The following is a 23,983-nucleotide window of genomic DNA, read 5'->3' as shown; positions in this document are numbered from 1 at the left end:
GTTACCTAAGCCAACTGCATTTGCTTAATCACCTGCTGACACAATGTCGAATTGGCATCACTAAGTTCCATGATCACATCAAAGTGATTGCATCGCGCAACTTGCAAACTTGCACAGTCTAGTCGACGCGCCATGTCATCACTTTGGCGTTTAAATTCGCTGGTTTCATTGTCACCATAGGCAATAATGACCTGACATTGTGGCGTTGATAATCGTATCGGGCTTAAGGTTTGAATTTCTTGCTCGCTTAGCTGCAGCGGCTCATTGATATAGGTATGGGCAATAGGCTCGAGATCATATATGCCACTGACTGCGCATATTCCTTTGATAAAATCGCCATTCTCAATACCGTATTGTCGCCAGTCGGTTTGCGCCATCAGCATCGCTAAATGACCACCAGCAGAGCTACCAGACAAATATATTTGTTCAGCATCATAACCAAACTTATCAGCATTTAAGTAGAGCCAGGCAATGGCACGACGGTTTTGTTCAACAATATCCGCTAGACGCACTTTAGGCGCCAGCGCATAGTTGATCACAGCAAAGTGACAGCCCAGCTGCTGAAAATTATTCGCAGCAAAGGCACTCTCATCCTTGGTTAATTGTTGCCAATATCCGCCATGAATATATACCTGTAATTTACCTTTGGCTTGCTTAGCCGTTGGTAAATACATATCAATCAGTTCATCCTCACTGTCGCCATAAGCTAAGTTGCTGCGCAGGCTTTGATGTTGCTCAGCCCATAGCGCCGAGGACTTACTGTCATCAACATAACGCTGAATAAACACGTTAATATCGTCAATACAGCTACTCGGTGAGTATTGAGTTTCTAATTGTTCAAGGTCAAATTCACGGTACAACATGGCAATATCCGAAACGTTGTTAAAGGTTATTATTATTGTTTTCAAACGTCAGCTAAAAACTATAGACCCGAATTGGCATTTCGATAAATTGAATTAATTATCACTAAAGATAAATATTTTGAATATAAAAGCATTCACAATATTTATTAAAAACGTAATTTTTTAAAAATTTTGTTATTTAATAAAACGCGCTAGAGTTAATCATTATTTGTTAACACCGTGTTTACTATGTCCAATATTCAGGATTTATATTGCTATGTTGACGGCGAATTTGTCGAAACAAGGCAATGTTTTGACAACATCAACCCGGTCGATGGCAGCAAGATTGGCGATATTTATCAAGCCGACAAGCCTTTGATTGACCAAGCCGTACATGCCGCTCGTCATGCCCAGCAACATAGCTGGGGCAAAATGACCGTTAATCAACGCTGCGCCTTATTACATAAAGTCGCTGACCGAATGGCCGAGCGAGAGCAAGAGTTTATTGATGCGGAAATGCGCGACACCGGTAAGTCATTGCATCAATTAAAAACCATTGATATTCCGCGTGGCACCGCAAATTTTAGAACCTTTGCTGATATGGTTAAGTTTCAGGGCGGTGAAACCTTTATCACCGAACAAGCCAATGGTGATAAAGCCCTAAACTACACCGTCAATAAACCCTTAGGTGTGGTTGCTATTATCTCTCCGTGGAATTTACCGTTATTGTTAGCGACATGGAAAATCGCGCCAGCGATGGCCTGTGGCAATTCAGTTATTGTTAAACCCTCAGAAGAAACCTCGTCGACCATGTATTTATTGGCGCAGATCATGGATGAAGTCGGCATTCCAAAAGGTGCATTTAACCTCATATTGGGTCGCGGTACAGATATCGGCGATGCCATAACCGCGCACACCGGCATTAATGCGGTTACCTTTACCGGTGCATCAAAAACTGGCAAACACATTATGAACAGTGCTGCCAATACCGTTAAACCTTTATCGTTTGAACTAGGCGGTAAAAACGCCGCGATTGTTTTCGCCGATGCCGACCTAGCCAAAGCCGTCAAAGGTGTTGCCCGCTCTACGTTTACCAATTGTGGCCAAGTGTGTTTGTGCACCGAAAAAGTCTATGTGCAGCGCAGTATTTTTGCCGAATTTGTCGACGGATTAAAACGCGAAGCAGAAAACATCACCATAGGTTACCCAACCGATGAAAAGGTTTTTATGGGTCCTTTGGTATCGCAAGCTCATCAACAAAAAGTGTTGGCATGCTACCAGTTAGCCAAGGATGAAGGGGCGACGTTTATTAGTGGCGGTGGTGTACCAAAATTTAACGATGAACGCGATAACGGCTATTTCATTGAACCCACCATCATCACCGATTTAGACGATACCTCTCGCACCAATCAGGAAGAGATTTTTGGCCCGATTTGTCATGTCTCAGTATTTGACGACGAAGATGAGGTTCTACAACGTGCTAATAATACCGAATACGGTCTCGCCGCCTCGATATGGACAGAAAACTTAAGCCGAGCGCATCGCACAGCAGCACAATTAGATGTTGGCTTGGTATGGGTTAACACCTGGTTTTTACGGGATTTACGTACCCCCTTTGGTGGTATGAAGTTATCCGGTGTCGGCCGTGAAGGTGGTCAGCATTCGCTAGGGTTCTACAGCGAACCAAGCAATGTATGTATCCAAATAGACCAACAATAAAATTAATAACACATTAAATTACAACAAGTTAAATATACCGAGAACAGTATGACTACAGAAGCAAAAGTTGTCAGTGGCAAAGCCACACCACGAGGTAAGTTTCCCCACGTTAAACGTGCTGGCGATTTTATTTTTATCTCTGGTACCTCATCACGCCTGCCAGATAACAGTTTCGCCGGTGTCAGCGTCGATGCCATGGGCGTTACCGATTTAGACATTCGTGAGCAAACTCGTGCGGTTATCGAAAACATCCAAGATTTATTAAACAGTGTTGGCGCCAGTCTTGACGATTTAGTTGAGTTCAATACCTTTTTGGTCAACATGAATGACTTTGGCGGTTACAACGAGGTGTATGCCGAGTATTTCGATTACGACGGTCCTACTCGCACCACGGTTGCGGTTCATCAATTGCCTCACCCGCATTTGTTGATCGAATGCAAAGCGGTAGCCTACAAACCACAAGGATGAGCTAAATATGTCAGCGTTAAAAGCATTTAATTTTCATGCCTGGATTGAAGAGCATAAACACTTATTGAAGCCACCTGTGGGCAATGTGCAAATATGGCAGGATACCGACATGATGGTGACGGTTGTGGGTGGCCCAAACCAACGCACCGATTTTCACGACGACCCAGTTGAAGAGTTTTTCTATCAACTTAAAGGTGACATGGTGTTAAAGGTGATTGAAGACGGTAAATGCAAAGATGTGTTTATTCGTGAAGGCGATATTTTCTTCTTACCGAAACATGTACGCCACTCACCACAGCGCCCACAAGAGGGCAGCATCGGTTTGGTTATTGAACCCAAACGCCCTGACGGCATGAAAGATGCCTTTGAATGGTACTGCTTCAACTGTGAGTCATTGGTGCATCGTTCAGAAGTCATATTGAAATCCATCGTTGATGATTTACCTAAGGTTTATCAAGCCTTTTACAATGATCAGCAGGCGCGTACTTGCCCAAATTGCGGTGAATTACACCCGGGTAAGCAACCACCACAAGGCTGGGTACATATTCCGCCTAGAGCAGAACAAACTACAGAGGCAGAGGAATAAACTATGCGCGTTGTCGATATTCACTCTCACTTTTTCCCGAAAACATGGCAAGACTTACAAGCCAAGTTTGGCGGCGATGACTGGCCATGGCTACGCCATCAAGACGATGGCAAAGCCATGCTTATGAAAGGCCAGCAAGAATTTCGCCCGATCTATTCCGCTTGTTGGGATCCTGCTGTACGCCTTGAAGAAATGGACAGAGATGGCGTAGAAAAACAAATCATTTCTGCAACGCCGATTTTGTTTGCCTATCAAAAGCCGCCAGAACAAGCACATTATTGCGCACAAATATTTAATGATGCGGCGATGGAGATATGCAGCCATGACGCAACTCGTTTATTTGCGATGTCACAAGTGCCATTACAGGACGTCGATTTAGCCTGTAAAGAAGTGACTCGCGCTAAAAGTATTGGCCATGTTGGTGTGCAAATAGGCAACCACGTTGGTCTTAAAAATATGGATGATGAAGGTGTATTAACCTTCTTACAACACTGTGCTAGCGAAGATGTTGCGGTATTTGTCCATCCTTGGGACATGATGGCGAGCGAGCGCACCAAAGATTACATGATGGGCTGGACCGTTGGTATGCCAGCAGAAACTCAACTGTCCATTGTCTCGATGATTTTAGGCGGTGGTTTTGACCGAGTGTCAGACAAGTTAAAAATCTGTTTTGCTCACGGCGGTGGCTCTTTTGCGTTTTTGCTAGGCCGTCTGGATAACGCCTGGCATCACCGTGATATCGCTCGAGGGAAATCTGAATTTCCACCGAGTCATTATTTAAATCGCTTCCATCTTGATACTGCCGTATTTGACCATGACTCTTTAGAGTTACTGGTACGCAAGATGGGCACCGAGCGCTTAATGTTTGGCACCGATTACCCATTCCCTTTGGGCGAACAGCAAATGGGACAATTAATTAAGACTGCGCCAACCCTCGCAGACGACGTCAAACAAAAATTACTTGCCAGCAACGCTGAGCAATTTTTTGGCATCTAGTGCTCTGTAACAATACAGACATTGCGCCAAGTGAAAAATAACCGAATTAAAGAATTTTATTATGTTAAACGAATTAGCCATCAAATTAGATAACGCAGCCATGACCGCAGAAAGTGTCGAACAGCTGTCGATAGATACCGAATTGTCATTACCTCAAGCTTATCAAGTACAAAAGCTCAGCATCGACCAGCGCCTTGAGCGCGGCGAGAAATTAGTGGGTTATAAAATGGGCTTTACCTCACGCGCTAAGATGATTCAGATGGGCGTCGATGATTTGATTTGGGGTCGCCTAACAGACTCTATGATCATCAAGCAAAATGACAGTATCAATTTAAATGAATACGTTCATCCGCGCGCTGAACCAGAAATTGCCTTCAAATTAAAAGCGCCTCTTTCTGGCATTGTTACCCCTGAACAAGCGCTCGCCGCCGTAGAAGCGATCGCCCCCGCTATTGAAATCATTGACTCACGTTATCGTAACTTCAAGTTTTCGTTGTCCGATGTTATCGCCGATAACTGTTCAAGTACCGGCTTTATTATTGGTAAATGGCATGCAGCTGATACCGATATCAGCAACTTGCATATGGACTTACTGGTTGATGGTGAAAGCGCCGCCAGCGGCGACAGCAGCGCGATTTTAGATCATCCGTTAAACTCTCTGGTTGAGGCTGCTCGTTGCATTGCCGAATCAGGCGAAGAACTGCTACCGGGACAAATCATTCTTGCCGGCGCCGCTACGGCTGCGGTTGCACTAGAGGCGGGTCAACATATCAGCGTCGAGGTTGAAGGATTAGGCGGCTGTGGATTTCATCTGTTGCCAAATAATGCCTTTGAAAACAGCCAAGAATTTGCCGAGCAAATGGATAATCAAGATCCATTAAAACCATACCGCGATAAATTTCATCACCCAGTAATTAATGGCGAGCAAGTATTGTACTTCACCGGCAACTCATTAGGTCTGCAACCAACAGCGGCTCGCGACTACGTTAATACCGAGTTAGACGAGTGGGCTAAATGGGGCGTCGAGGGCCACTTTGAAGCGAAAAATCCGTGGGTGAGTTACCATGAACTATTAACACCACAATCGGCCAATCTAGTGGGCGCGAATGAGTCGGAAGTGGTCTGTATGGGCTCATTAACCAACAACTTACACTTGTTGTTTGTCTCTTTTTACAAGCCAACAGCAAAACGCTTTAAGATCATCGCCGAAGCGAAAATGTTTCCATCGGATCGTTATCTGCTTGAAACGCAAGTGCGTCATCATGGTTTCCAACCGGATGATGCGATTATTGAAGTGGCACCGCGTGAGGGAGAACATACCATTCGCGAGCAAGACATCATCGATACCATACAACAACATGGCGATGAGGTTGCATTGGTGTTCTTAGGCGGCGTCAACTATTTCACCGGTCAAGTGTTTGATATGCAAACCTTAACAAAAGCAGCTCATAGTGTTGGCGCTTTAGCGGGTTTTGATTTGGCGCATGGTGTTGGCAATATCGAACTGCAATTGCATGACTGGAATGTCGATTTTGCTGCTTGGTGTACTTATAAATACTTGAACTCTAGCCCAGGTAATACCGCCGCTATTTTCGTTCATGATAAACACGGCAATAATACCGAGCTAAATCGTTTTGGTGGCTGGTGGGGTCATAACAAAGAGCGTCGCTTTTTGATGGAAAACAGCTTCCAACCGATGACAGGAGCAGAAGGCTGGCAACTTAGTAATGCACCAGTCATGGGGATGGCCGTATTGAAGTCATCTTTAGATATGTTTGATGAAGTCGGTATGGCAAAACTGCGCTCGAAAAGCTTAAAACTAACCAGTTACTTAGAGTTTATTTTTAACGATATTGTCGGTCAGTTTGACAATATTGAACTGCAAATTATCACCCCACAAAATCCAAATCAGCGCGGCTGTCAGCTGTCCGTTAAATTGGTGGGTACCGATAAGTCATTCTTTAAAACACTAACGGAAGCTGGCGTAATTGCTGATTTTCGTGAACCTGATGTTGTCCGTCTATCACCGGTACCTTTGTATAACAGCTTTAGTGATGTCTATCGTTTTGGCCAAGTACTTAAAGGTTTGCTTGCCAACTGGCAACACTAGGCGGGAGGTATTTGATGAGTAACTCACAGAAACAACGCATCGCCATCGCCGGTGCCGGCCCTGTTGGCAGCTTACTGGCGGTAATGCTTGCCAAGAAAGGCTATCCAATCGATTTGTTTGAATCGCGCCCAGACTCTAGGCAAACCAACATTTATCAAGGCAAGTCAATTAACCTTGCCTTATCTGATCGCGGTTGGTTGGCTTTACAATCAATTGGCCTTGATACAGAAATTCGTGAACATGCTATTCCGATGTATTGCCGGGTTATGCACGACAAACAAGGCAACTTGACGACATTCCCATACGGTAAAGACAATCAAGCGATATGGTCTGTGTCACGCTCAGGCATTAACGAACAGTTGATTAATATCGCCGAGCAACAAGACAACGTTAAGGTGCATTTTGAGCACCGCTTAGCAGAGCTCGATTTTGACAGCTTACACAGCACCTTTAGCTGCCAAGATGGCGATGCCGAGTTTGACAGCGACTTAATGATTGGCGCCGATGGTGCGTTTTCCAAAGTACGTCGCTTGGCACAAGAGCTGCAAGGCCAGCGCATAAGCCATAGTTTGGAATACATGCCGCAAAGCTATATGGAATTAAGCATTAGCGCCAATGCGGACGGTAGCCATAAGATGGAAAAAAATGCCCTGCATATATGGCCTCGCGGCGAGTTCATGCTCATTGCCCTGCCTAACCCAGATGGCTCATTCACCTGTACATTGTTTTTAGATCATGAAGGTGAACTGAGTTTCGAATCACTGGATAACGCGCAAAAAGTACAAGCATTTTTTGCCGATAACTTTGCCGATGCGCTTGATTTGCTTGATGATCCGGTAAATGATTTTCTCGCTAAGCGTCCATCCTCATTATGCCTAGTACATATCTATCCGTGGGTGTTTAACAATAAGGTTGCCTTAATTGGCGATGCCGCTCATGCTATGGTGCCGTTTTATGGTCAGGGGATGAATTGTGGCTTTGAAGACTGCCGCGTGATGGATGAGCTGGAAAGCCAATATAACGGCGACTGGCAACAGATTTTGCCCGCTTATCAAGCGGCACGAAAAGCCAATGGTGACGCCATTATCGAACTTGCTAAACGCAACTTCATTGAAATGAGTGAACTCAGTGGTGATGCCAACTTTTTGTTACGCAAGAAGATAGAAGCAAAGTTTAATGAACGCTACCCTGAACTTTGGGTGCCATTATATTCTATGGTAACCTTTTCACCCCATATTCCCTACGAATACGCATTGCGTACCGGTGACATACAAAAGCAAATCATGGATGAAATCATGCAAATCCCTAACATTGCCGAATGCTGGCAAGAAGCGCATGTTTATGACCGATTGCATTCCTTAGCTGTAGCAAAATTGGAGGCAGCATAATGTCTTGCCCTTATCATCAAGAAAAGAATGTTCGCGATCTCGAAGACAGCATTCACACCGACTTTAAAAACGATATGTCTTATGGCGATTATCTGTGTCTCGATCAAATATTGAGCGCGCAAAAGCCATTGTCAGATCAGCACGATGAAATGCTGTTTATCACCATTCATCAAGCCAGTGAATTATGGCTTAAATTAGCCGGCTTTGAATTAAGCGCTGCGATTAAAAATGTACAAGATGGTGACTTTGGCCATGCCTTTAAAGTGATCTCTCGGGTTAAACAGATTTTTATTCAGCTGACCCAATCCTGGGGGGTATTATCAACCCTAACACCGGTTGATTACCTTAAGTTTCGTGATGCATTGGGTCGCTCTTCTGGCTTTCAGTCGTACGAATACCGCAAGCTAGAGTTTTTGCTGGGAAATAAAAACAAAGCCATGTTGAAGGTGCACGAAGCAACGCCTGAAGTACACGCTGAGTTGGCTAAAGTATCAAGCGCGCCAAGTATCTACGATGAAGCAATCAAGGCGCTAGCAGGCGCAGGTTTCGCCATCGATGACGAACAACTGACACGTGATTTTAATTTGCCTTACAGTAAGAATGAATCGGTGTTAAATGCTTGGCTTGCGGTATACGCCAATTCTGAAAAACACTTTGAGTTGTATGAGCTGGCCGAGAAACTGATGGACATTGAAGATGCCTTTCAAAACTGGCGCTTTAAGCACATGTACACAGTACAACGTATTATTGGTAATAAAATGGGCACCGGCGGTTCATCTGGTGTCGGATTTTTGAAAAAAGCACTGGATATAAGTTTCTTTCCAGAACTGCTTGAATTACGAACACGTTTGTAATACAAGACACTTAAACCTAATGAATAACAACAAGGAATGGCCTAATGCAACATTGGGACGACTATTGGCATAGTGGCTTTTTAACGTCGTTTGGCAGTGCTTTCAACAATAATTATCAAGGCGTATATCTAGATTTTTGGCAGACCGTTTTTTCCAGTCTGCCTAAAAAAGCGAAGATTCTTGATCTCGCCACAGGCAATGCATCCTTGCCTTTGATCGGCGCTGAAGTGTCAAATAAATTAGCACTGGAACATCATTTTTGCGCGACCGACCTTGCTAATATAGATACCAGCCTAATTAGCGAAAAATTAGCTGATATTTCATCACAAGCTCAAGATACTGTCGAACTGTACCCCAACACCTGCTCCACTACGTTGCCTTTTGCTGATCAAACATTTGATTGTGTTACTTCGCAATATGGATTCGAATACAGCGACCAATTACAAACGTTGGCGCAAATATCTAGAGTGTCTAAGCCCAACGCACAGGTTATTCTAGTTACCCATCATGCTGATTCTGTGATTTTAAAAAGAAACAATAAAACCATTCAGTTGTTAACTAAAATCTTAAGCAGTAATGGCTTGCTTGCCATTATTATTAAGCTCGTAAAGCAACTTGGCGATGATGACAATCGCTTTGATCCCAAATCGGAAAAGCTAAGAAATAAACTAAACAATAAAATACGCAGTTTAGAGCAAGATAATAAAACCAGTTATATGGATACCAATATTCAAGATCTGATTTTAACATTGTTTAAGCAAGGGACACTTAGCCAGCAACAAAGGCTCAGTAAAGTAGACGCCTACAAAATGGAAGCGAGAAGTCACATACAACGTCTGTCTGACTTGAAAAATGCCGCGATTAGCGAGAAAAAGCTCGAGCTATTGTTAACTCAAGCAGACCAATTAGGCCTAAAACCTTTTGCGAAAGAGTTACTACACGACGACAAAGACAACCTGCTAGGTTGGATAATAAAGCTCAATAAAAGTGCCTAAAGCGATCTTAGTAAGCAGATATCAACTCTCTAGTGCAATAGCGAACTGACGATTATGCAAAAAATGCATATTGCACATGGTTTGATGATTTTTGATTGCACGATCCAGATTTGGTCTCAACCCTGATGAATTTGATTAGTGCTTATATAAATATAGGCACCTGGTTGAAAATTAAAAAATATCGGGCTGTTGCGACCCGTTACGACAAATTAGAAAGAAACTATGAAAGTACGGTTGCCCTTGCATTTGAAATGGTTTGGCTGCCGATGCATTGCTGATTAAACAAATAACACACAAAGTTCAACACCTCTAGCGATATGCTTAGTAATAACTTCAGTAATGTTCTTTCTACTTTGCAATTATGATTGAGTGTACGTTAAAAACCAACCGTTCCCCAGCGGCACGTCATATGTAAAAACACCTTCTTCATTTAAACCGACTCTCCAATTGTTTTTATCATGAACTTTTTCATCAAATAAGTTTGGCGATTGAAGATTATATCTGAATTTATAAGAATATCCTTTTCCCGCGAAACCTCTAACAAACCGAGTTAAAGCTAGATTGCAAAAATTTTCATCATATTTAATAAACACATATTCAACATTAACCGCTCTCAAATGTTTTTTTAACACATGTTTTTCGATATCTGATGCTTTTGAAGCGTAAAATGCACCGTTAAAATCAATTGAACACGATAACTCAGAGATTGCATCGAAAACATGCTTATTGTCTTGATACTCATTTACAAGCAATTGATCGTCCAAATCTGGATCGTGCAATAAGGCATACATCCCGAAAATAACAACACTTAAAAAAATAAAAAAAGCTCTCACTGTATACTCACTTTAAGTAAACTGGCAACCTATTTTTACGTTAGATTGCCTCAGCATATGTCGATGTTATTACTCTATCCAACAAAATTGTACTGTGTCATATGTGTCTACAAAACACCATTCTGTACCTGGAGATATTGGCGTAGTACCAGGCAAATAAACATTGCCATTAGGTGCGTTATTGCCGCCTGTCCCTCCTGGACTTGTGTTAGCTTCGTCTGCAACTTCTTGGTGATCTTCTATAGAATCAGCGTCCAAACATGAGCTAACAGAGCTATTATTTCCATTTTTTGAATGAACTTCATCATAATAATCCATTCCTCTAGTTACGGCATCTATATCCGCTTGCTCCTCGAATCCAGTGAAAAAGTTCAAAACTCCAAAGGAGGCCTTTTCAAACCAACTAAGATTACCATCCGTAAGAGCATCAATACTTTTTTTCAACAGGAAAAATAAAGGCCTGTAAAAACAGGCCCTTAGTTATAAAATCAACATTAAGTTATTTTGTTTTAGATCAAAACGGAATATCGTCATCAAAATCCATTGCTGGCTCTTGAGGGTTCACTTTAGCTGCTTGCTGGTTTTGCTGACCAGAGAAGCCGCTTTGTTGGCCACCTGATTGCTGACCTTGGAAGCCACTTTGTTGTTGACCGCCAGAGAAACCACTTTGTTGGCCGCCACCTTGCTGGTTAAAGCTACCGCCTTGATTTTGCTGATAACCACCTTGCTGCATAGCTGGTTTGCCTTGACCTTGGTTGAAGCCACCTTGGTTTTGCTGAGCAAAGCCACCAGAAGCTGCACCTGCCGCCGCGCCGCTCGCTGCTGCGCCACCTGCGAAGTTACCGCCGCCTGCACCAGCACCGGCGCCTGCATTGCGTGAGTCTAGCATTTGCATTTCATTAGCTCGGATTTCAGTTGTGTACTGATCTTGGCCTTGCTGGTTTTGCCACTTACGCGTACGTAGGCTACCTTCGATGTAAACCTTAGAACCTTTTTTCAAATACTCGCCTGCAATTTCAGCTAGACGACCATTGAATACAACACGATGCCATTCAGTTAGCTCTTTCGGCTCACCTGATTGTTTGTCTTTCCAGCTTTCAGAAGTAGCAATAGTTACATTACATACTGCTCCACCATTAGGGAAAAAACGTGTTTCTGGATCTTGGCCCAGATTACCTACAATAATTACTTTATTTACACCACGACTGGCCATGTGAAAAGTCCTGTTTCTATTTTATGTGAATCATTAAATAACTCGTCGTTGACGTTTGGAAACGAGTTACGATGCCTCTATACCTGCGTATAAAGATGAATTGAAATGCATTATCAAATTCAGTTAAGTCTGCCATCTTAGCACTGAATTTTGAATTTAAAAAGCACAATTAAGGGGTCAAATATAAGGTTTTTTATCAATCACAAATTAAGCGATTGGGAACTAGCTTAAAAACAATATTTTAGCTCGTCATTGCTCAAAATTAAGGCAAAAAAAAGCCGATAACATGCGTTACCGGCTTACTCTCCCCAGAGTACTATTGCCTAATGGTTATTTATTATTATTAATTAACACTCAGGCAAAGTTTTAATCCATTCTGCTATCAACTCAACACCTTCAATATGATGGATACTACGACCCAAAGGTGCCATACGCTGATTCGCATTATTTGTTGTCATACGATAAAGCAAGTAAGACTTTTCCGGGTGACCTGGTACAACATCGTATTGCAGGCTTTCCGGGAACTCTTCTTTTAGCTCTTCGCGGTTAGTGTCATCACGGTTAGCAATCGGTTGCTTACACAAACCAAACTTAGACGTTTCTTCATTTAAATCACGGTTAAACTCAAGTTGTAAACCGGTATAACCCGCAGGTCCTGTGTACTCATCTAAGCCACGCTCTGACAAGCTAAGCTCTGAACGGTGACAATGTGCACAGTTACTATCTAAGTAACCACGCGCTGCATTATCAAGCTCTTCCGCCGACAACTGGTTCAATTGCGTGTCGTCTCTGAATAACATCAGTTTTTGCAAGCTGTCTGCTGCTGACGGCATGCCCGCTAGCAAACCATTATCTTGCCAGTAGGTTAACTGGTTTTCAGTGCCTGACGCGTAATCGAAGTCTTTATTCAAATTACGTGCTTTAGGACCAATTGGCGTGAATTCAAGACTGCTCTCACCTTCTAATTGGTGACATGCATTACAATCTGTCGCTTTCGGTACACGGTAGGTGAAGTCTAGTTGCTCACCTTTGTGCATCGTGGTCACGTCTAAACTGGCACCGGTAATGGCAAGTTTCGCGTCTTTACCATCGGCATATTCAGCATCCCAATAATAAGGCAGTGCTTTCCAACCGTTTTCGCGGTGAATTAACAAACGCGTTTCGATAACCAATTCGTCACCGCTGCGGTCAGCTGTATCTACTGGCATGGTAAATGTTTTCACCAACACAGTACCTACAGGAAAATCAAAGATTTCATTTTCAGTATATTTCGCTTGCGTACCACCTGGTAAAAAGGCGAAACGATACTTGCTCGAGTAGTCAGTAAACAGTGGAATCGCTAAATCAAATGGCACACCACCTGAGTTAGTACCCGCTGTAGGATCTGTGCTGTCTGTAAACAAGTTATATGAAGACAAGCTTGCACAGTTCTTGGTCATCAATGCATCCCAGTTAACACCGTCAACATCGGCATCACAATCGCCTTCACCACCTGTTGGGCCACCGGCATCTTCATTGATTGGACGACCACTGTCAGCGTTGTCGCCTATGCCATTGCTGTTGTCATCTTTCCATTCATTTGGATCGTTAGGAAATACATCGATATTATCGCCACGACCATCGCCATCGCTGTCTAATTGTTCGGTTTCATCATGAGGGAATGCATCAGCGTTATCACCTACACCATCGCCATCTGTATCAAACCATTCGTTTGCATTATCTGGAAAAGCGTCATTGTGATCAGCGTAACCATCACCATCAGCATCTTGCAGAACGCTTTGGTTGCTTTCTGGCAAGCTTTCGCTATCACTGCCACAAGCCGTTAAGCCCAAGCTGAAAATCGCTGCCAGTGAAATGAGTTTTACACTTCTAGAATTTTTCATTTTATTCACCTACCCACTACAAATCTTTTACAAGTTTTGGGTTCAAAATTAAGGCGGGCAGTGCCCACCTTAAATTACCTTGTCATGCGCGTTTCTTTGAACTCTTATAAGTTACAAGAGAAAGCTGTTTGATCATCACCATTACAACCGTATTTCATACCACGGAAAGTTACCGTTGTTGGCGATAGTCTTTCTTGAGTACAGGCGTATGGGTGCGCATCACCGTGAATGTTATCTAGAGCGAATACTGGTGCAGGTAAGCCACCAGAAATACCTTTAACTGCTGCTCCGGCCATATCCACAGGGAATACGGTACCGACTTTGGCATCGCCAAATTCGCTGTGAGAAGCTGCAGAGTTGCCATCGATGTTATTTTGCAAACACAAACCGTCTTCACTTTCGTATGCAGTGAACGCATCTTTGTTTGCTGTTAACGCCAATAGTTGCTCGTCTTGGAATAAGTCTGTTTGAGTGAATACAAATTGACCGATACCATCAAACAAAATCGCAGGCATTAGCTTACCGGTGTTATCAACAACACCACCTGTTGGCATTGACTCAAATGTTGTTGGGTCAGCAACTAGCTCAAGCGTAAGACCAGTAAAGCCATTGGCGATAGTGAATTGTGGAGTACCCTCTGGCACGCCAGCAGGAAGTGGCACAATTTCAGCTTGTAGCAATAGACCTGCCCAGTCAGCACCAGAACGTTCAATCACGTTGTCATGAACATAGTTCAATTTGTAGTTTGGCGACCAACCTTGAATCATTGTTGCCAAGTAATCATTCTCATATTTTGAGAAGTCATCTTGAACTAGGAAGTAACTGGCGAATTCCATTGCTGATGTTTTGTTGTCACGGAAGTAGTTGTGATACACCTCAACACCTGAGGTCGCCAAGTTAAGGAAACCAGTGCCCGGTGGTACTAAACCAACAGTAGAGGTAAATGGCGCAACGTTTTCGGTATTATTGGCAATCATTTCGTTATCGAATACACGAACATTACCGCCGTAAGCTTGTTCAAGACCTGGTAAATCGAATACCAAAATACCACCGGTATTTTCAATCGCTAGGTTTTTGTATACATCGGCATTCATGGTATTTTCAATTTCGATACCAGCAACGTTCATGCGAGCAACGTTATGACGAACAACAACATTGTTTGATTGACCAACATAGATACCCGCATCAGCAGAACCATAAGAGTAGTTATACTCCATGATGATATTGCTAGAGCTTACTGGGTATAGACCGTAGGCGCCATTGTCTGACTTAAGACCTTCTGGCCAAACCGCACCAGTGTATGCCATTAATACACCATCACTGCCTTTAACTTTGATACCGTTTTTCTTTGGATCAAGTACAGTGAAGTCACGGATTTCAACATCTTTACAGCCTTCGAAACGAACCGCGTCTTCCGCTGCCGTTGCTTCTTTAAAGCTAAGTTGTGTTTCGTTAATACCGTAACCTGTGAAGGTTACATCTTCCATGTCTTGAATAAGAATGGTGTCAGAAACTTTGAAGTTACCTTGTGGAAGAACGATAGTTTGACCATCTTGTAGGTCAAAAATCGCCATATTAATCGCATCAGTAATGTCAGCGCCTTCACTTAGCTCGCCGTCAAAATAATCTGCTACGAAAATTGAATCAGAGTAAATTGCGTAATTTGATGTGGTGTAGGCAAATGCTGAAGCACCAGAACCATTTTCGCCAGTACCGCCAGAGCTTTCGCCATCTTGACCGTTGTCACCAGTTGGACCTTGTGGACCTGTTGGACCCACTGGACCTTGCAGACCTGATGAACCTTGTGCGCCGTCTTCCCCATCTTCACCGGCACAGCCTGTTAACATTAGCGCGCCAGATACTGCAGCGACTAACAACGATTTCTTCCAATCGTTCGCTTTGTTGTAACCCATTTTCACCCTCTTTTATATTTTTTAATTGTTTATTGAGTACTCATTGGTCAGAGGTCTAACTTGTAACATAAAGTTCACAAAACAGACAATAGTTTTTTTGTTAATCCGTGGAATCCAATAAAAGAGGGGAGTAAAAAATCCGATTTAACCATTTGATAAATATAGAATTTATCAATGTACTCCTAAACCATAATTATTAAAAACTGACCAAATCGCGCAATAAACTAAACTGGACATTTATCCTACGATCAGTATGGAGTGAAACTTACATGGAGTTACATTTGATTACAAGAGCAACAAATTTCGGTGACATATAATGTGGTTAATTTTTAATGATACAGTTGTTAATAGTTGTTTAATAAGTCATCAGACCATAGACCACCTACCAGATCGCACTCTAATTGAAAATGGGCTTTATATAACTTTTTAATCCCTTTAATAACAGAAACTTTGCAAAGAGTAATTACTCCAAAAACAACATTTTAGAGTAATAGCTTTATAAGATTTACATTTGTTAAATTTATTACTGGTACGACCATTAAAAAAAATTGTAACCGCAGCGAAATTTTTGCCATAAAGTTACTTACTATTGCTAGTATGGCTAAAAACAGCAGCCACTTAAGGGGTACATTGGTGTAACTCGAGTGGTTGTTGGAGTAGCAGGCCTAAATAATGAATATTGTATTTGTCGCGAATAAAGATCTTGCCGCGAATGTTTGTCTCAACAAAATTTTACCCAGTTTAGCGCAGCAACACAGGCTGAATTTGTACTTATCAAGTGCTGTTGGTAAACGTACACAACAACACCCAGACGCGCTGCAAAACTTAAAGCAGTTTGAGCAACATTGGGATGATTTAGTACCCGTTCAAACGACGCCCTCAAAACAGCCAGAAGCACACAGTAAGTACGTGTCGTTTGAACAATTGACTCCTTATTTGCAATCACCAATCGAGTTGGTCAATAACATTAATCACGACGAATCGCTGGCAAAGCTGAACAAGCTAGCGCCGGATCTTATTGTCTCTATCCGCTATGGCTGTATCATAAAACCACCAGCAATACGTGCTGCCAGTAAAGGCGTTATCAACCTCCACTCTGGGATCTTACCTGACTATCGCGGGGTGATGGCAACGTTTTGGGCAATGCTTAACGATGAATCTGAAATAGGCACAACATTACACTTTATAAGTGACGGTAATATCGACACAGGTAACGTCATCAAAATATCCAAACAAGCAAGAGATCCACAGGCATGTTACTTATCTCAAGTATTAAGCCTATACCAACAAGGCAGCCAGGATATATTGCAAGCGATTAACGCCATAAATAATGAAGAAACGATATCGGCGCTACCGCAGCAAGGGCAAGGTAACTATTTTAGCTTTCCAAGCCAGGAAGACCTACAACGATTTGACGACGCCGGTATGTGCCTCATAGACAAGGATGCTTACAATCGTTTTATTAAACAGCATTACTAATATCACACTTGTATAGTGATGAAGCCTAGAAAGCTGTGCCTAAAAAGCATCTCTTAAAAACGAAGCCTAGAAAGCAAAAAACCAGCCATAAGGCTGGTTTTTTATATATGGTGCCCACGACTGCATGGATGCAGGAGGTAGAGCAATGCAAGGAGCAATTGCCGAGAGGCGGTTCCACCGACAGGGCTCTAGCTAACGTTAGCAATCAGCTAGGTGTAGAAACGAGAAAAGCCCGCTAAAAATAGCGGGCTTTTGGAATGATGGTGCCCACGACTGCATGGATGCAGGAGGTAGAGCAATGCAGGGAGCAATTACCGAGAGGCGGTTCCGCCGACAGGGCTCTAACTAACGTTAGCAATCAGCTAGGCGTAGAAACGAGAAAAGCCCGCTAAAAATAGCGGGCTTTTGGAATGATGGTGCCCACGACTGCATGGATGCAGGAGGTAGAGCAATGCAAGGAGCAATTGCCGAGAGGCGGTTCCGCCGACAGGGCTCTAGCTTACTTTAGTAATTAGCTAGGTATTATTAGTAAACTTAAAACCCAATTAAAGAAAGCGAACCCTAGAAAGCAAAAAACCAGCCATAAGGCTGGTTTTTTATATATGGTGCACACGACTGCATGGATGCAGGAGGTAGAGCAATGCAGGGAGCAATTGCCGAGAGGCGGTTCCGCCGACAGGGCTCTAGCTTACTTTAGTAATTAGCTAGGTATTGTTAGTAAACTTAAAACTCAATTAAAGAAAGCGAACCCTAGAAAGCAAAAAACCAGCCATAAGGCTGGTTTTTTATATATGGTGCCCACGACTGCATGGATGCAGGAGGTAGAGCAATGCAGGGAGCAATTGCCGAGAGGCGGTTCCGCCGACAGGGCTCTAGCTTACTTTAGTAATTAGCTAGGTATTATTAGTAAACTTAAAACCCAATTAAAGAAAGCGAACCCTAGAAAGCAAAAAACCAGCCATAAGGCTGGTTTTTTATATATGGTGCCCACGACTGCATGGATGCAGGAGGTAGAGCAATGCAGGGAGCAATTGCCGAGAGGCGGTTCCACCGACAGGGATCTAGCTAAGTAATGTTAGTAAGCTTAAAAGTTAAATTAAAAAAACGAAGTCTAGAAAGCAAAAAACCAGCCATAAGGCTGGTTTTTTATATATGGTGCCCAGAGGCGGAATCGAACCACCGACACGGGGATTTTCAATCCCCTGCTCTACCGACTGAGCTATCTGGGCAAATCTCGGTTTTAACTTTAAATCCCTTGGAATTTCAGTGTAATTCCAAGTCGCTCTACCGACTGAGCTAGACAACAAGGTATTTCCTTGAAGTGCGCGTATAATATAGCGCATCCTTGGCTATGGCAACCTCTTTTTTATGAAAAAAACTCACATGCCTAATTTATGCACAATAATTGACATTAGAGTTCAAAATCATTGAAATCGTCTTCATCCACGGATGTACAAATAAACTGTTCTGGTTTGAAATCGAGCAAAGATGGCTGTTTATTTTCACTGTCTGATTGCTCTTTTTTCTCTTTCGGTGGGGCTTTGCGGCGCTTCTCTCGTTGTAAGCATAACTTAATGACGCGTTGCTTTTCACTGTTGCTCAAATCTAACCAACCAAACCTCTCATCCCGCGTGCGAAAGCAGCCCTGGCAATAGCCACGCGCATCTGCCTTGCAGACACCGCGGCAAGGGCTCGGCACATCAAAAAAGTCGAGTTGCAAATCTTTCATTCAGTACAACGTTTCTCTGAGTTAATTTAATAAGGTAACGGATGGGTATCTAGCGGCTAGCTAAAAAACAACCAGTTCAATAACTAAATGTACTTCGAAAACAGGCGTATGGCAACTTACACAGCGATTTAAGGCGGATAAGTTAGCGTGCGTTTCGGCAATAAAAAACGGCCCTGAGGCCGTTTTTCAAATATCGATAACTGCTAAATGTTAGTCTAGCTTATCCGATGCTATGCGATAATTCGGATCTTCATAGTAATTCAATTCAACCAAATCACCGGCTTTCTTCAACAATAACTTACACTCAGGGCTTAGGTGGCGTAAGTGTAAGGTTTTACCGCGTTTCTTATAACGGTCGGCCAAGGTATCAATTGCTTCAATACCAGAATGATCAGCCACTCGTGACTTTTTAAATTCGACGATGACATCTTTGCTGTCATTTTGTGGATCGAATTGCTCTAGGAAACTGGTTACCGCACCGAAGAACAATGGACCATCAACTTCATATAACGTCCAACCGGTTTGCTCACATTCAGAGCGATGAACGATAACATGCTTGGCATGTTGCCATGCAAATACAAGCGCAGAAACGATAACACCAACGATAACCGCGACAGCTAAATCACTGATTACCGTAACACCTGACACTAAGGCGATGACAAACGCATCGGCTTTAGGAATCTTGCGCATGATACGAAATGAAGACCATTCAAATGTACCGATAACAACAATAAACATAACACCAACTAGCGCAGCCAGCGGTATCATCTCAATTAAGCCTGAAGCGAATAGGATAAAGAACAACAAACCAAGGGCTGCCACAATACCTGACGTTCTGCCACGGCCGCCAGAGTTTACATTGATCATTGATTGACCAATCATCGCACAACCACCCATGCCGCCGAAGAAGCCGTTCACTGTATTAGCGGCACCTTGCGCAACACATTCACGGTTGGCTTGACCATGGGTCTCGGTCAGCTCATCAATCAAGCTTAGGGTTAATAATGATTCAATAAGACCAATCGCCGCCAATACTAACGAGAACGGTAGGATGATCATCAGCATATCCCAGTTCCATGGTACATCAGGGATATTAAAGCTAGGTAAACCACCTTGTAAGGTTCGAGCCGGATCACCAGTCATATCACGGACATAATCAATAACCGTACGCGCATCAACGTCGGTATAAACGGCAATCAAGGTAACCACAACAATGGCAACCAATGACGACGGTACCGCTTTGGTTAACTTAGGTAAGAAGTGAATAATCGCCATGGTCAAAGCAACAAGTGCCAACATGGTGTACATCGCGGTACCTGTCATCCATTCAAATTCACCGGCTTCATTCATCACTTTGAACTGACCTAGCTGGGCAAGGAAGATAACAATCGCTAAACCATTTACAAATCCGAGCATGACCGGATGCGGTACCAGACGAATAAACTTACCGAGCTTGAATATACCGGCGAGAATTTGTATCAGACCGGTTAACAGCACCGCGGCAAATAAATATTGCACACCATGCAAGGCGACAAGGGACACCATAACGACAGCCATAGCGCCGGTTGCACCAGAAATCATTCCTGGGCGGCCACCAAATGCCGATGTAATCAAGCCAACCATAAAGGCAGCATATAAACCAACCAGCGGATCAACACCGGCGACGAATGCGAAAGCCACAGCTTCAGGTATCAAGGCCAACGCAACGGTTATGCCGGATAACACATCATTCTTTAAGCTAGCGACTTTACTCGCATGAAGTTCAAACATGATTTACTCACAAAAGAGAAGAAGAGCTGAGCGCAGTCAAGCACTTAGCTAATAACTATAGTTGTTAAGCCAATAATTGATGGATTAACGCGCAGAAAACAAGCGCGGGATGTTAATGATTTTTGACGTTTTTGTCAATGTAAACGGCAATTTACTGAAAACTAATTCGCTGTCGTCAGCAAGGTTGGATGCCCCGACTATCGCTTAATTCGGGGCGTAGAGTTAAATATGCGGTTTAATAAGATTAATTATGGTATCGATATGATCATCGCGATCATTTAACGCTTTGATGTAATGGAAGGTTTCGCCGCCGGCATCGCTAAATACCTTACGACTTTCAACATCCAATTCTTCAAGAGTCTCTAGGCAATCGGCGCTAAATGCCGGGCTAATCAAGGCAATGTGTTTTACCCCTGCTTGGGCTAATTCCTCAATGGTGTCATCAGTATATGGCTTTAACCACTCTGCTTTACCAAAACGAGACTGAAACGTCATAACAAAATCATCGTCACTAAAGCCGAGTTTTTGTGCCAGTAAACGCGTCGTCTTATGACAAAAACAATAATATGGATCACCATTGCTATGGAACAATTTTGGCATACCATGATATGACAACAATAGCTTTTGTGGCTTGCCATGTTGCTCTATATGCTCATTTATAGACGCTGCCAAAGCATCGATATACCCTGGGTTGTCGTGGTAACTGCCAATAAAATGCAAGCTAGGAATCCAGCGCCAAGATTTGACCTCATCGACCACCGCATCAAACACCGAGCCGGTGGTAGGTCCAGCATATTGCGGGTAAAGCGGCATAACAATAATTTTATTAATGCCTTGGCGTTGAAAGTTTTGTAACGCCTTATCGATAGATGGTTGGCCATAACGCATGGCCAAATCTACCGCAACATAATCACCGTATTGTGCTGCCAACACCTCAGCCACTTTGTCTTTTTGTTGTTCAGAAATCACCATTAAAGGCGAACCTTGCTCGGTCCATATGCTCTGATACAGCTTCGCAGACTTTGCAGGTCGAATGCGCAAGATAATGCCATGGAGGATTATCATCCACACCAAACGAGGGATTTCAACAACACGCGGGTCACTTAAAAATTGACGCAGGTAAACACGCAATGCGTCGCTTGTAGGCGCTTGTGGCGTGCCTAAATTAGTTAATAACACACCTACCTTGGCTTTGCCTGTGTTGGCAGGCCCTTGGCTGATGTCGGCATCATGAAGCTGTTTATTATTGGCTTTATATCGTGACATTCTGTCGACTCTTAAATACTGCTACCAAGTTGTTTTTCTATCGCCTGAATTAACTCTTTTGAATCCGGGTTTGTCTTAGAATTAAATCGTTCAATGGTTTTGCCGTTGGCACTGACCAAATATTTATAAAAATTCCAATAAGGCGATGCGGTTTTTTCCCCTAAGTGAGCGAAAATTGGATGAGCACCATCACCGCGCACTTCGACCGTGGTAAACATTGGGAACGTGACGCCGTAGTTTACGAAACAGACTTTAGCGGTATCCTTTTCATCATCTTCTTCTTGGAAAAAATCATCCGAAGGGAAGCCAAGAATAACGAGACCTCTGTCTTTGTACTTTTGATACAGCGCTTCAAGGCCTTCAAATTGCGGTGTGAAACCACAATTACTGGCGGTATTGACGATTAAAAACGTCTTACCTGCGTATTGTTCGCAAATAGCGGTTTGCTTACTTGAATTCAAACGAGTGATATTGTGATCAAGAAACGCTGGGCAAGTGGCTTTGTTTACTGCCTCAACATTGCTGTCTGTATCAGCAGCTTGGCTTGTTAGTGACGCAAACGCTAAGCTCAACACGGTTGCGGTTTTGGTAATCATTGGGTATTTCATGGTTTTCTTCCCTATTTAATAGTGTTTATTGTTGTTATTTAACGACACTATCAATGATTAAGTTTAATGGCTCTGCACCTTTAACATTAATTTGTTTGGCTTCGCCTTTATAATCGCCCGCTTTAATGCCAGGTGTTCCTGATTGTGAAATCACGGCAAAAACGTCAACTTGCTCGACCATAGACAAAGTCATTTGGCCATTCATAGACATCGAGTCATCCAAGGTAACCGCATACGGTAAATCGCTGGCACGTACTTTAACAGCAGCTAATGGCATTCTTGGACCATTACTGGCGACCGCATAAATAAACACGGTTTTATCGGCTTGGTCAGCCATCAGTGACATGATCTCATCTGACATAGAGACTGATAAGGCAATTGCTGCCACATCAGCACCTGTGTTCGCTGAGCGCTCAGTGTTCTCAGAGTTCATCGTCGCGCTTTCTTCTGCCATGCCGGTAACCGGTGCACCTTCCGCACGCATATTCGCTTCTTTTATGGCTTCCATAAGTGCAGGTGCATTGCTACCCGCATTGCCACTGTCAAGAATCTGCTGCCAACTTTGCGAGGCCTGAGTGAAACGGTTATTAAGGAAATGATCCATACCTATCAACATTAATGTGGTCGCATCATTTGGATCTAAGGTCAGTGCCTTAGCCAATAAGTTATCGACTTGCTCATTACGTTGACGGTTGTTTTTGTAATATATCGATTGCGCTTGCAAGGCCAAAATATCGGCTTGTTCACCTTCTATCTCATTGACCTTACCAAAGGCAACAAAGGCGCTATCAAACTCACCAACATTGGTTAGGATTTGCCCTAACTGAAACCACGCATTGGAATTATCCGGATTATCTTGCACTTCTTTATGCAAGGTTTGCAATTGAGCTATGATCATCTGAGCTTGCGACTGCTCACCCTGAGGATGATCAGTTGGCATAGATTGTGCCAATTCGACTTGTTCGTGGGCGCCGTATTGCACATACATAACAACACTATATGCAACAACAAACACGGTCATAATCGCCGGCCAAACAAAGGATGTTTTCTTATCTTTGGCTTCCGCTTCTTTATCACTGGCATTCATATCCAGCACTAATGATCGATCTAGCTCTTGTTTCAAAAATTCGAAGTTTTCTTGATCAATGCCGCCTTCTTGCAGATCTTTTTCAAGTTCCGCTAGGTGCTCGTAATACAAATCTTTATTGGTTTGACCGCGCATATTTGATTGGTCAGCTTGGTATAAACGGCGTTGGAAAAAATGGCGCCAAATAAACAAAATTGCCAACAACAGTAGCAATACAGCAAAAATATAAAAAGTTGTCATATTG

20 protein-coding genes, 1 tRNA gene and 1 pseudogene are annotated in these 23,983 nt (G+C 43.1%); 10 read left to right on the top strand and 12 right to left on the bottom strand.

Going from position 1 to position 23,983, the window contains the following annotated elements; translation table 11 throughout:
• Nucleotides 1-5: 5 nt before the first annotated feature.
• Nucleotides 6-908 carry an alpha/beta hydrolase gene (locus E2K93_RS11190; protein ID WP_135439172.1) on the bottom strand — a complete coding sequence of 301 codons (903 nt, stop codon included), beginning with the start codon at nucleotides 906-908 and terminating at the stop codon, nucleotides 6-8.
• 183 nt (nucleotides 909-1,091) lie between these two features.
• On the opposite strand from E2K93_RS11190, the gene E2K93_RS11185 reads away from it, so the two are divergent.
• From E2K93_RS11185 to E2K93_RS11145, 9 genes and pseudogenes are all read left to right on the top strand, one after another.
• The gene (locus tag E2K93_RS11185; RefSeq protein ID WP_135439171.1) at nucleotides 1,092-2,561 is read left to right on the top strand and encodes a 2-hydroxymuconic semialdehyde dehydrogenase; all 1,470 of its coding nucleotides are present in this window, start codon (nucleotides 1,092-1,094) and stop codon (nucleotides 2,559-2,561) included.
• A 48-nt stretch (nucleotides 2,562-2,609) separates the two neighbouring features.
• Nucleotides 2,610-3,029: a RidA family protein gene (locus E2K93_RS11180; protein WP_135439170.1), complete on the top strand. Its 420-nt coding sequence runs from the start codon at nucleotides 2,610-2,612 to the stop codon at nucleotides 3,027-3,029.
• Nucleotides 3,030-3,036: 7 nt separating this feature from the next.
• The gene (locus E2K93_RS11175; protein WP_135439169.1) at nucleotides 3,037-3,615 is read left to right on the top strand and encodes a 3-hydroxyanthranilate 3,4-dioxygenase; all 579 of its coding nucleotides are present in this window, start codon (nucleotides 3,037-3,039) and stop codon (nucleotides 3,613-3,615) included.
• Between the two features lie 3 nt (nucleotides 3,616-3,618).
• Nucleotides 3,619-4,611: an amidohydrolase family protein gene (locus E2K93_RS11170; RefSeq protein ID WP_135439168.1), complete on the top strand. Its 993-nt coding sequence runs from the start codon at nucleotides 3,619-3,621 to the stop codon at nucleotides 4,609-4,611.
• A gap of 61 nt (nucleotides 4,612-4,672) precedes the next feature.
• Entirely contained in the window at nucleotides 4,673-6,721 is a 2,049-nt protein-coding gene (kynU, locus tag E2K93_RS11165; protein WP_135439167.1) for a kynureninase, read from the top strand.
• Between the two features lie 14 nt (nucleotides 6,722-6,735).
• On the top strand, nucleotides 6,736-8,109 hold the full coding sequence (locus E2K93_RS11160) for an FAD-dependent oxidoreductase (protein ID WP_135439166.1): 1,374 nt from the start codon (nucleotides 6,736-6,738) through the stop codon (nucleotides 8,107-8,109).
• Nucleotides 8,109-8,963: a tryptophan 2,3-dioxygenase gene (locus tag E2K93_RS11155; protein WP_135439165.1), complete on the top strand. Its 855-nt coding sequence runs from the start codon at nucleotides 8,109-8,111 to the stop codon at nucleotides 8,961-8,963. Before E2K93_RS11160 ends, E2K93_RS11155 begins: the two co-directional genes overlap by 1 nt.
• A 44-nt stretch (nucleotides 8,964-9,007) precedes the next feature.
• A complete protein-coding gene (locus tag E2K93_RS11150) occupies nucleotides 9,008-9,958 on the top strand; it encodes a class I SAM-dependent methyltransferase (protein WP_135439164.1) in 951 nt (316 codons plus the stop codon).
• 142 nt (nucleotides 9,959-10,100) lie between these two features.
• Nucleotides 10,101-10,236 (top strand): annotated as a pseudogene (locus tag E2K93_RS11145) (IS5/IS1182 family transposase); the annotation flags it as partial.
• Nucleotides 10,237-10,317: 81 nt separating this feature from the next.
• Here E2K93_RS11145 and E2K93_RS11140 read toward each other — a convergent pair.
• The 5 genes from E2K93_RS11140 to E2K93_RS11120 form a co-directional block, all read right to left on the bottom strand.
• On the bottom strand, nucleotides 10,318-10,791 hold the full coding sequence (locus tag E2K93_RS11140) for a hypothetical protein (RefSeq protein ID WP_135439163.1): 474 nt from the start codon (nucleotides 10,789-10,791) through the stop codon (nucleotides 10,318-10,320).
• Between the two features lie 69 nt (nucleotides 10,792-10,860).
• Nucleotides 10,861-11,235, bottom strand: coding sequence for a hypothetical protein (locus E2K93_RS11135; RefSeq protein WP_135439162.1), 375 nt, complete (start codon nucleotides 11,233-11,235; stop codon nucleotides 10,861-10,863).
• Between the two features lie 70 nt (nucleotides 11,236-11,305).
• Nucleotides 11,306-12,004: a single-stranded DNA-binding protein gene (gene ssb / locus E2K93_RS11130; RefSeq protein ID WP_135439161.1), complete on the bottom strand. Its 699-nt coding sequence runs from the start codon at nucleotides 12,002-12,004 to the stop codon at nucleotides 11,306-11,308.
• Between the two features lie 347 nt (nucleotides 12,005-12,351).
• The gene (locus E2K93_RS11125) at nucleotides 12,352-13,887 is read right to left on the bottom strand and encodes an SO2930 family diheme c-type cytochrome (RefSeq protein ID WP_135439160.1); all 1,536 of its coding nucleotides are present in this window, start codon (nucleotides 13,885-13,887) and stop codon (nucleotides 12,352-12,354) included.
• Nucleotides 13,888-13,991: 104 nt separating this feature from the next.
• Nucleotides 13,992-15,800, bottom strand: a complete 1,809-nt coding sequence (locus E2K93_RS11120; RefSeq protein ID WP_135439159.1) for a parallel beta-helix domain-containing protein — start codon at nucleotides 15,798-15,800, stop codon at nucleotides 13,992-13,994.
• A 672-nt stretch (nucleotides 15,801-16,472) separates the two neighbouring features.
• Between E2K93_RS11120 and E2K93_RS11115 the strand changes: the two genes are divergently transcribed.
• Nucleotides 16,473-17,279, top strand: coding sequence for a formyl transferase (locus E2K93_RS11115; protein WP_135439158.1), 807 nt, complete (start codon nucleotides 16,473-16,475; stop codon nucleotides 17,277-17,279).
• 1,153 nt (nucleotides 17,280-18,432) lie between these two features.
• On the opposite strand, the gene E2K93_RS11110 is transcribed toward E2K93_RS11115, so the two are convergent.
• From E2K93_RS11110 to ccmI, 6 genes are all read right to left on the bottom strand, one after another.
• A tRNA-Phe gene (locus tag E2K93_RS11110) sits at nucleotides 18,433-18,508 on the bottom strand.
• A 182-nt stretch (nucleotides 18,509-18,690) separates the two neighbouring features.
• The gene (locus tag E2K93_RS11105; RefSeq protein ID WP_135439157.1) at nucleotides 18,691-19,008 is read right to left on the bottom strand and encodes a DUF1289 domain-containing protein; all 318 of its coding nucleotides are present in this window, start codon (nucleotides 19,006-19,008) and stop codon (nucleotides 18,691-18,693) included.
• Nucleotides 19,009-19,218: 210 nt separating this feature from the next.
• Nucleotides 19,219-20,778 carry a SulP family inorganic anion transporter gene (locus tag E2K93_RS11100; protein ID WP_135439156.1) on the bottom strand — a complete coding sequence of 520 codons (1,560 nt, stop codon included), beginning with the start codon at nucleotides 20,776-20,778 and terminating at the stop codon, nucleotides 19,219-19,221.
• A 222-nt stretch (nucleotides 20,779-21,000) separates the two neighbouring features.
• A complete protein-coding gene (gene hemH / locus E2K93_RS11095) occupies nucleotides 21,001-22,044 on the bottom strand; it encodes a ferrochelatase (protein ID WP_135439155.1) in 1,044 nt (347 codons plus the stop codon).
• A gap of 11 nt (nucleotides 22,045-22,055) precedes the next feature.
• Nucleotides 22,056-22,640, bottom strand: a complete 585-nt coding sequence (locus tag E2K93_RS11090; protein ID WP_135440479.1) for a glutathione peroxidase — start codon at nucleotides 22,638-22,640, stop codon at nucleotides 22,056-22,058.
• Nucleotides 22,641-22,686: 46 nt separating this feature from the next.
• A complete protein-coding gene (gene ccmI / locus E2K93_RS11085; protein ID WP_135439154.1) occupies nucleotides 22,687-23,979 on the bottom strand; it encodes a c-type cytochrome biogenesis protein CcmI in 1,293 nt (430 codons plus the stop codon).
• Nucleotides 23,980-23,983 lie beyond the last annotated feature (4 nt).

It is taken from the genome of Thalassotalea sp. HSM 43, assembly GCF_004752005.1.
Taxonomy (GTDB): domain Bacteria; phylum Pseudomonadota; class Gammaproteobacteria; order Enterobacterales; family Alteromonadaceae; genus Thalassotalea_A.
This window is presented reverse-complemented; position numbering and strand designations above follow the sequence as displayed.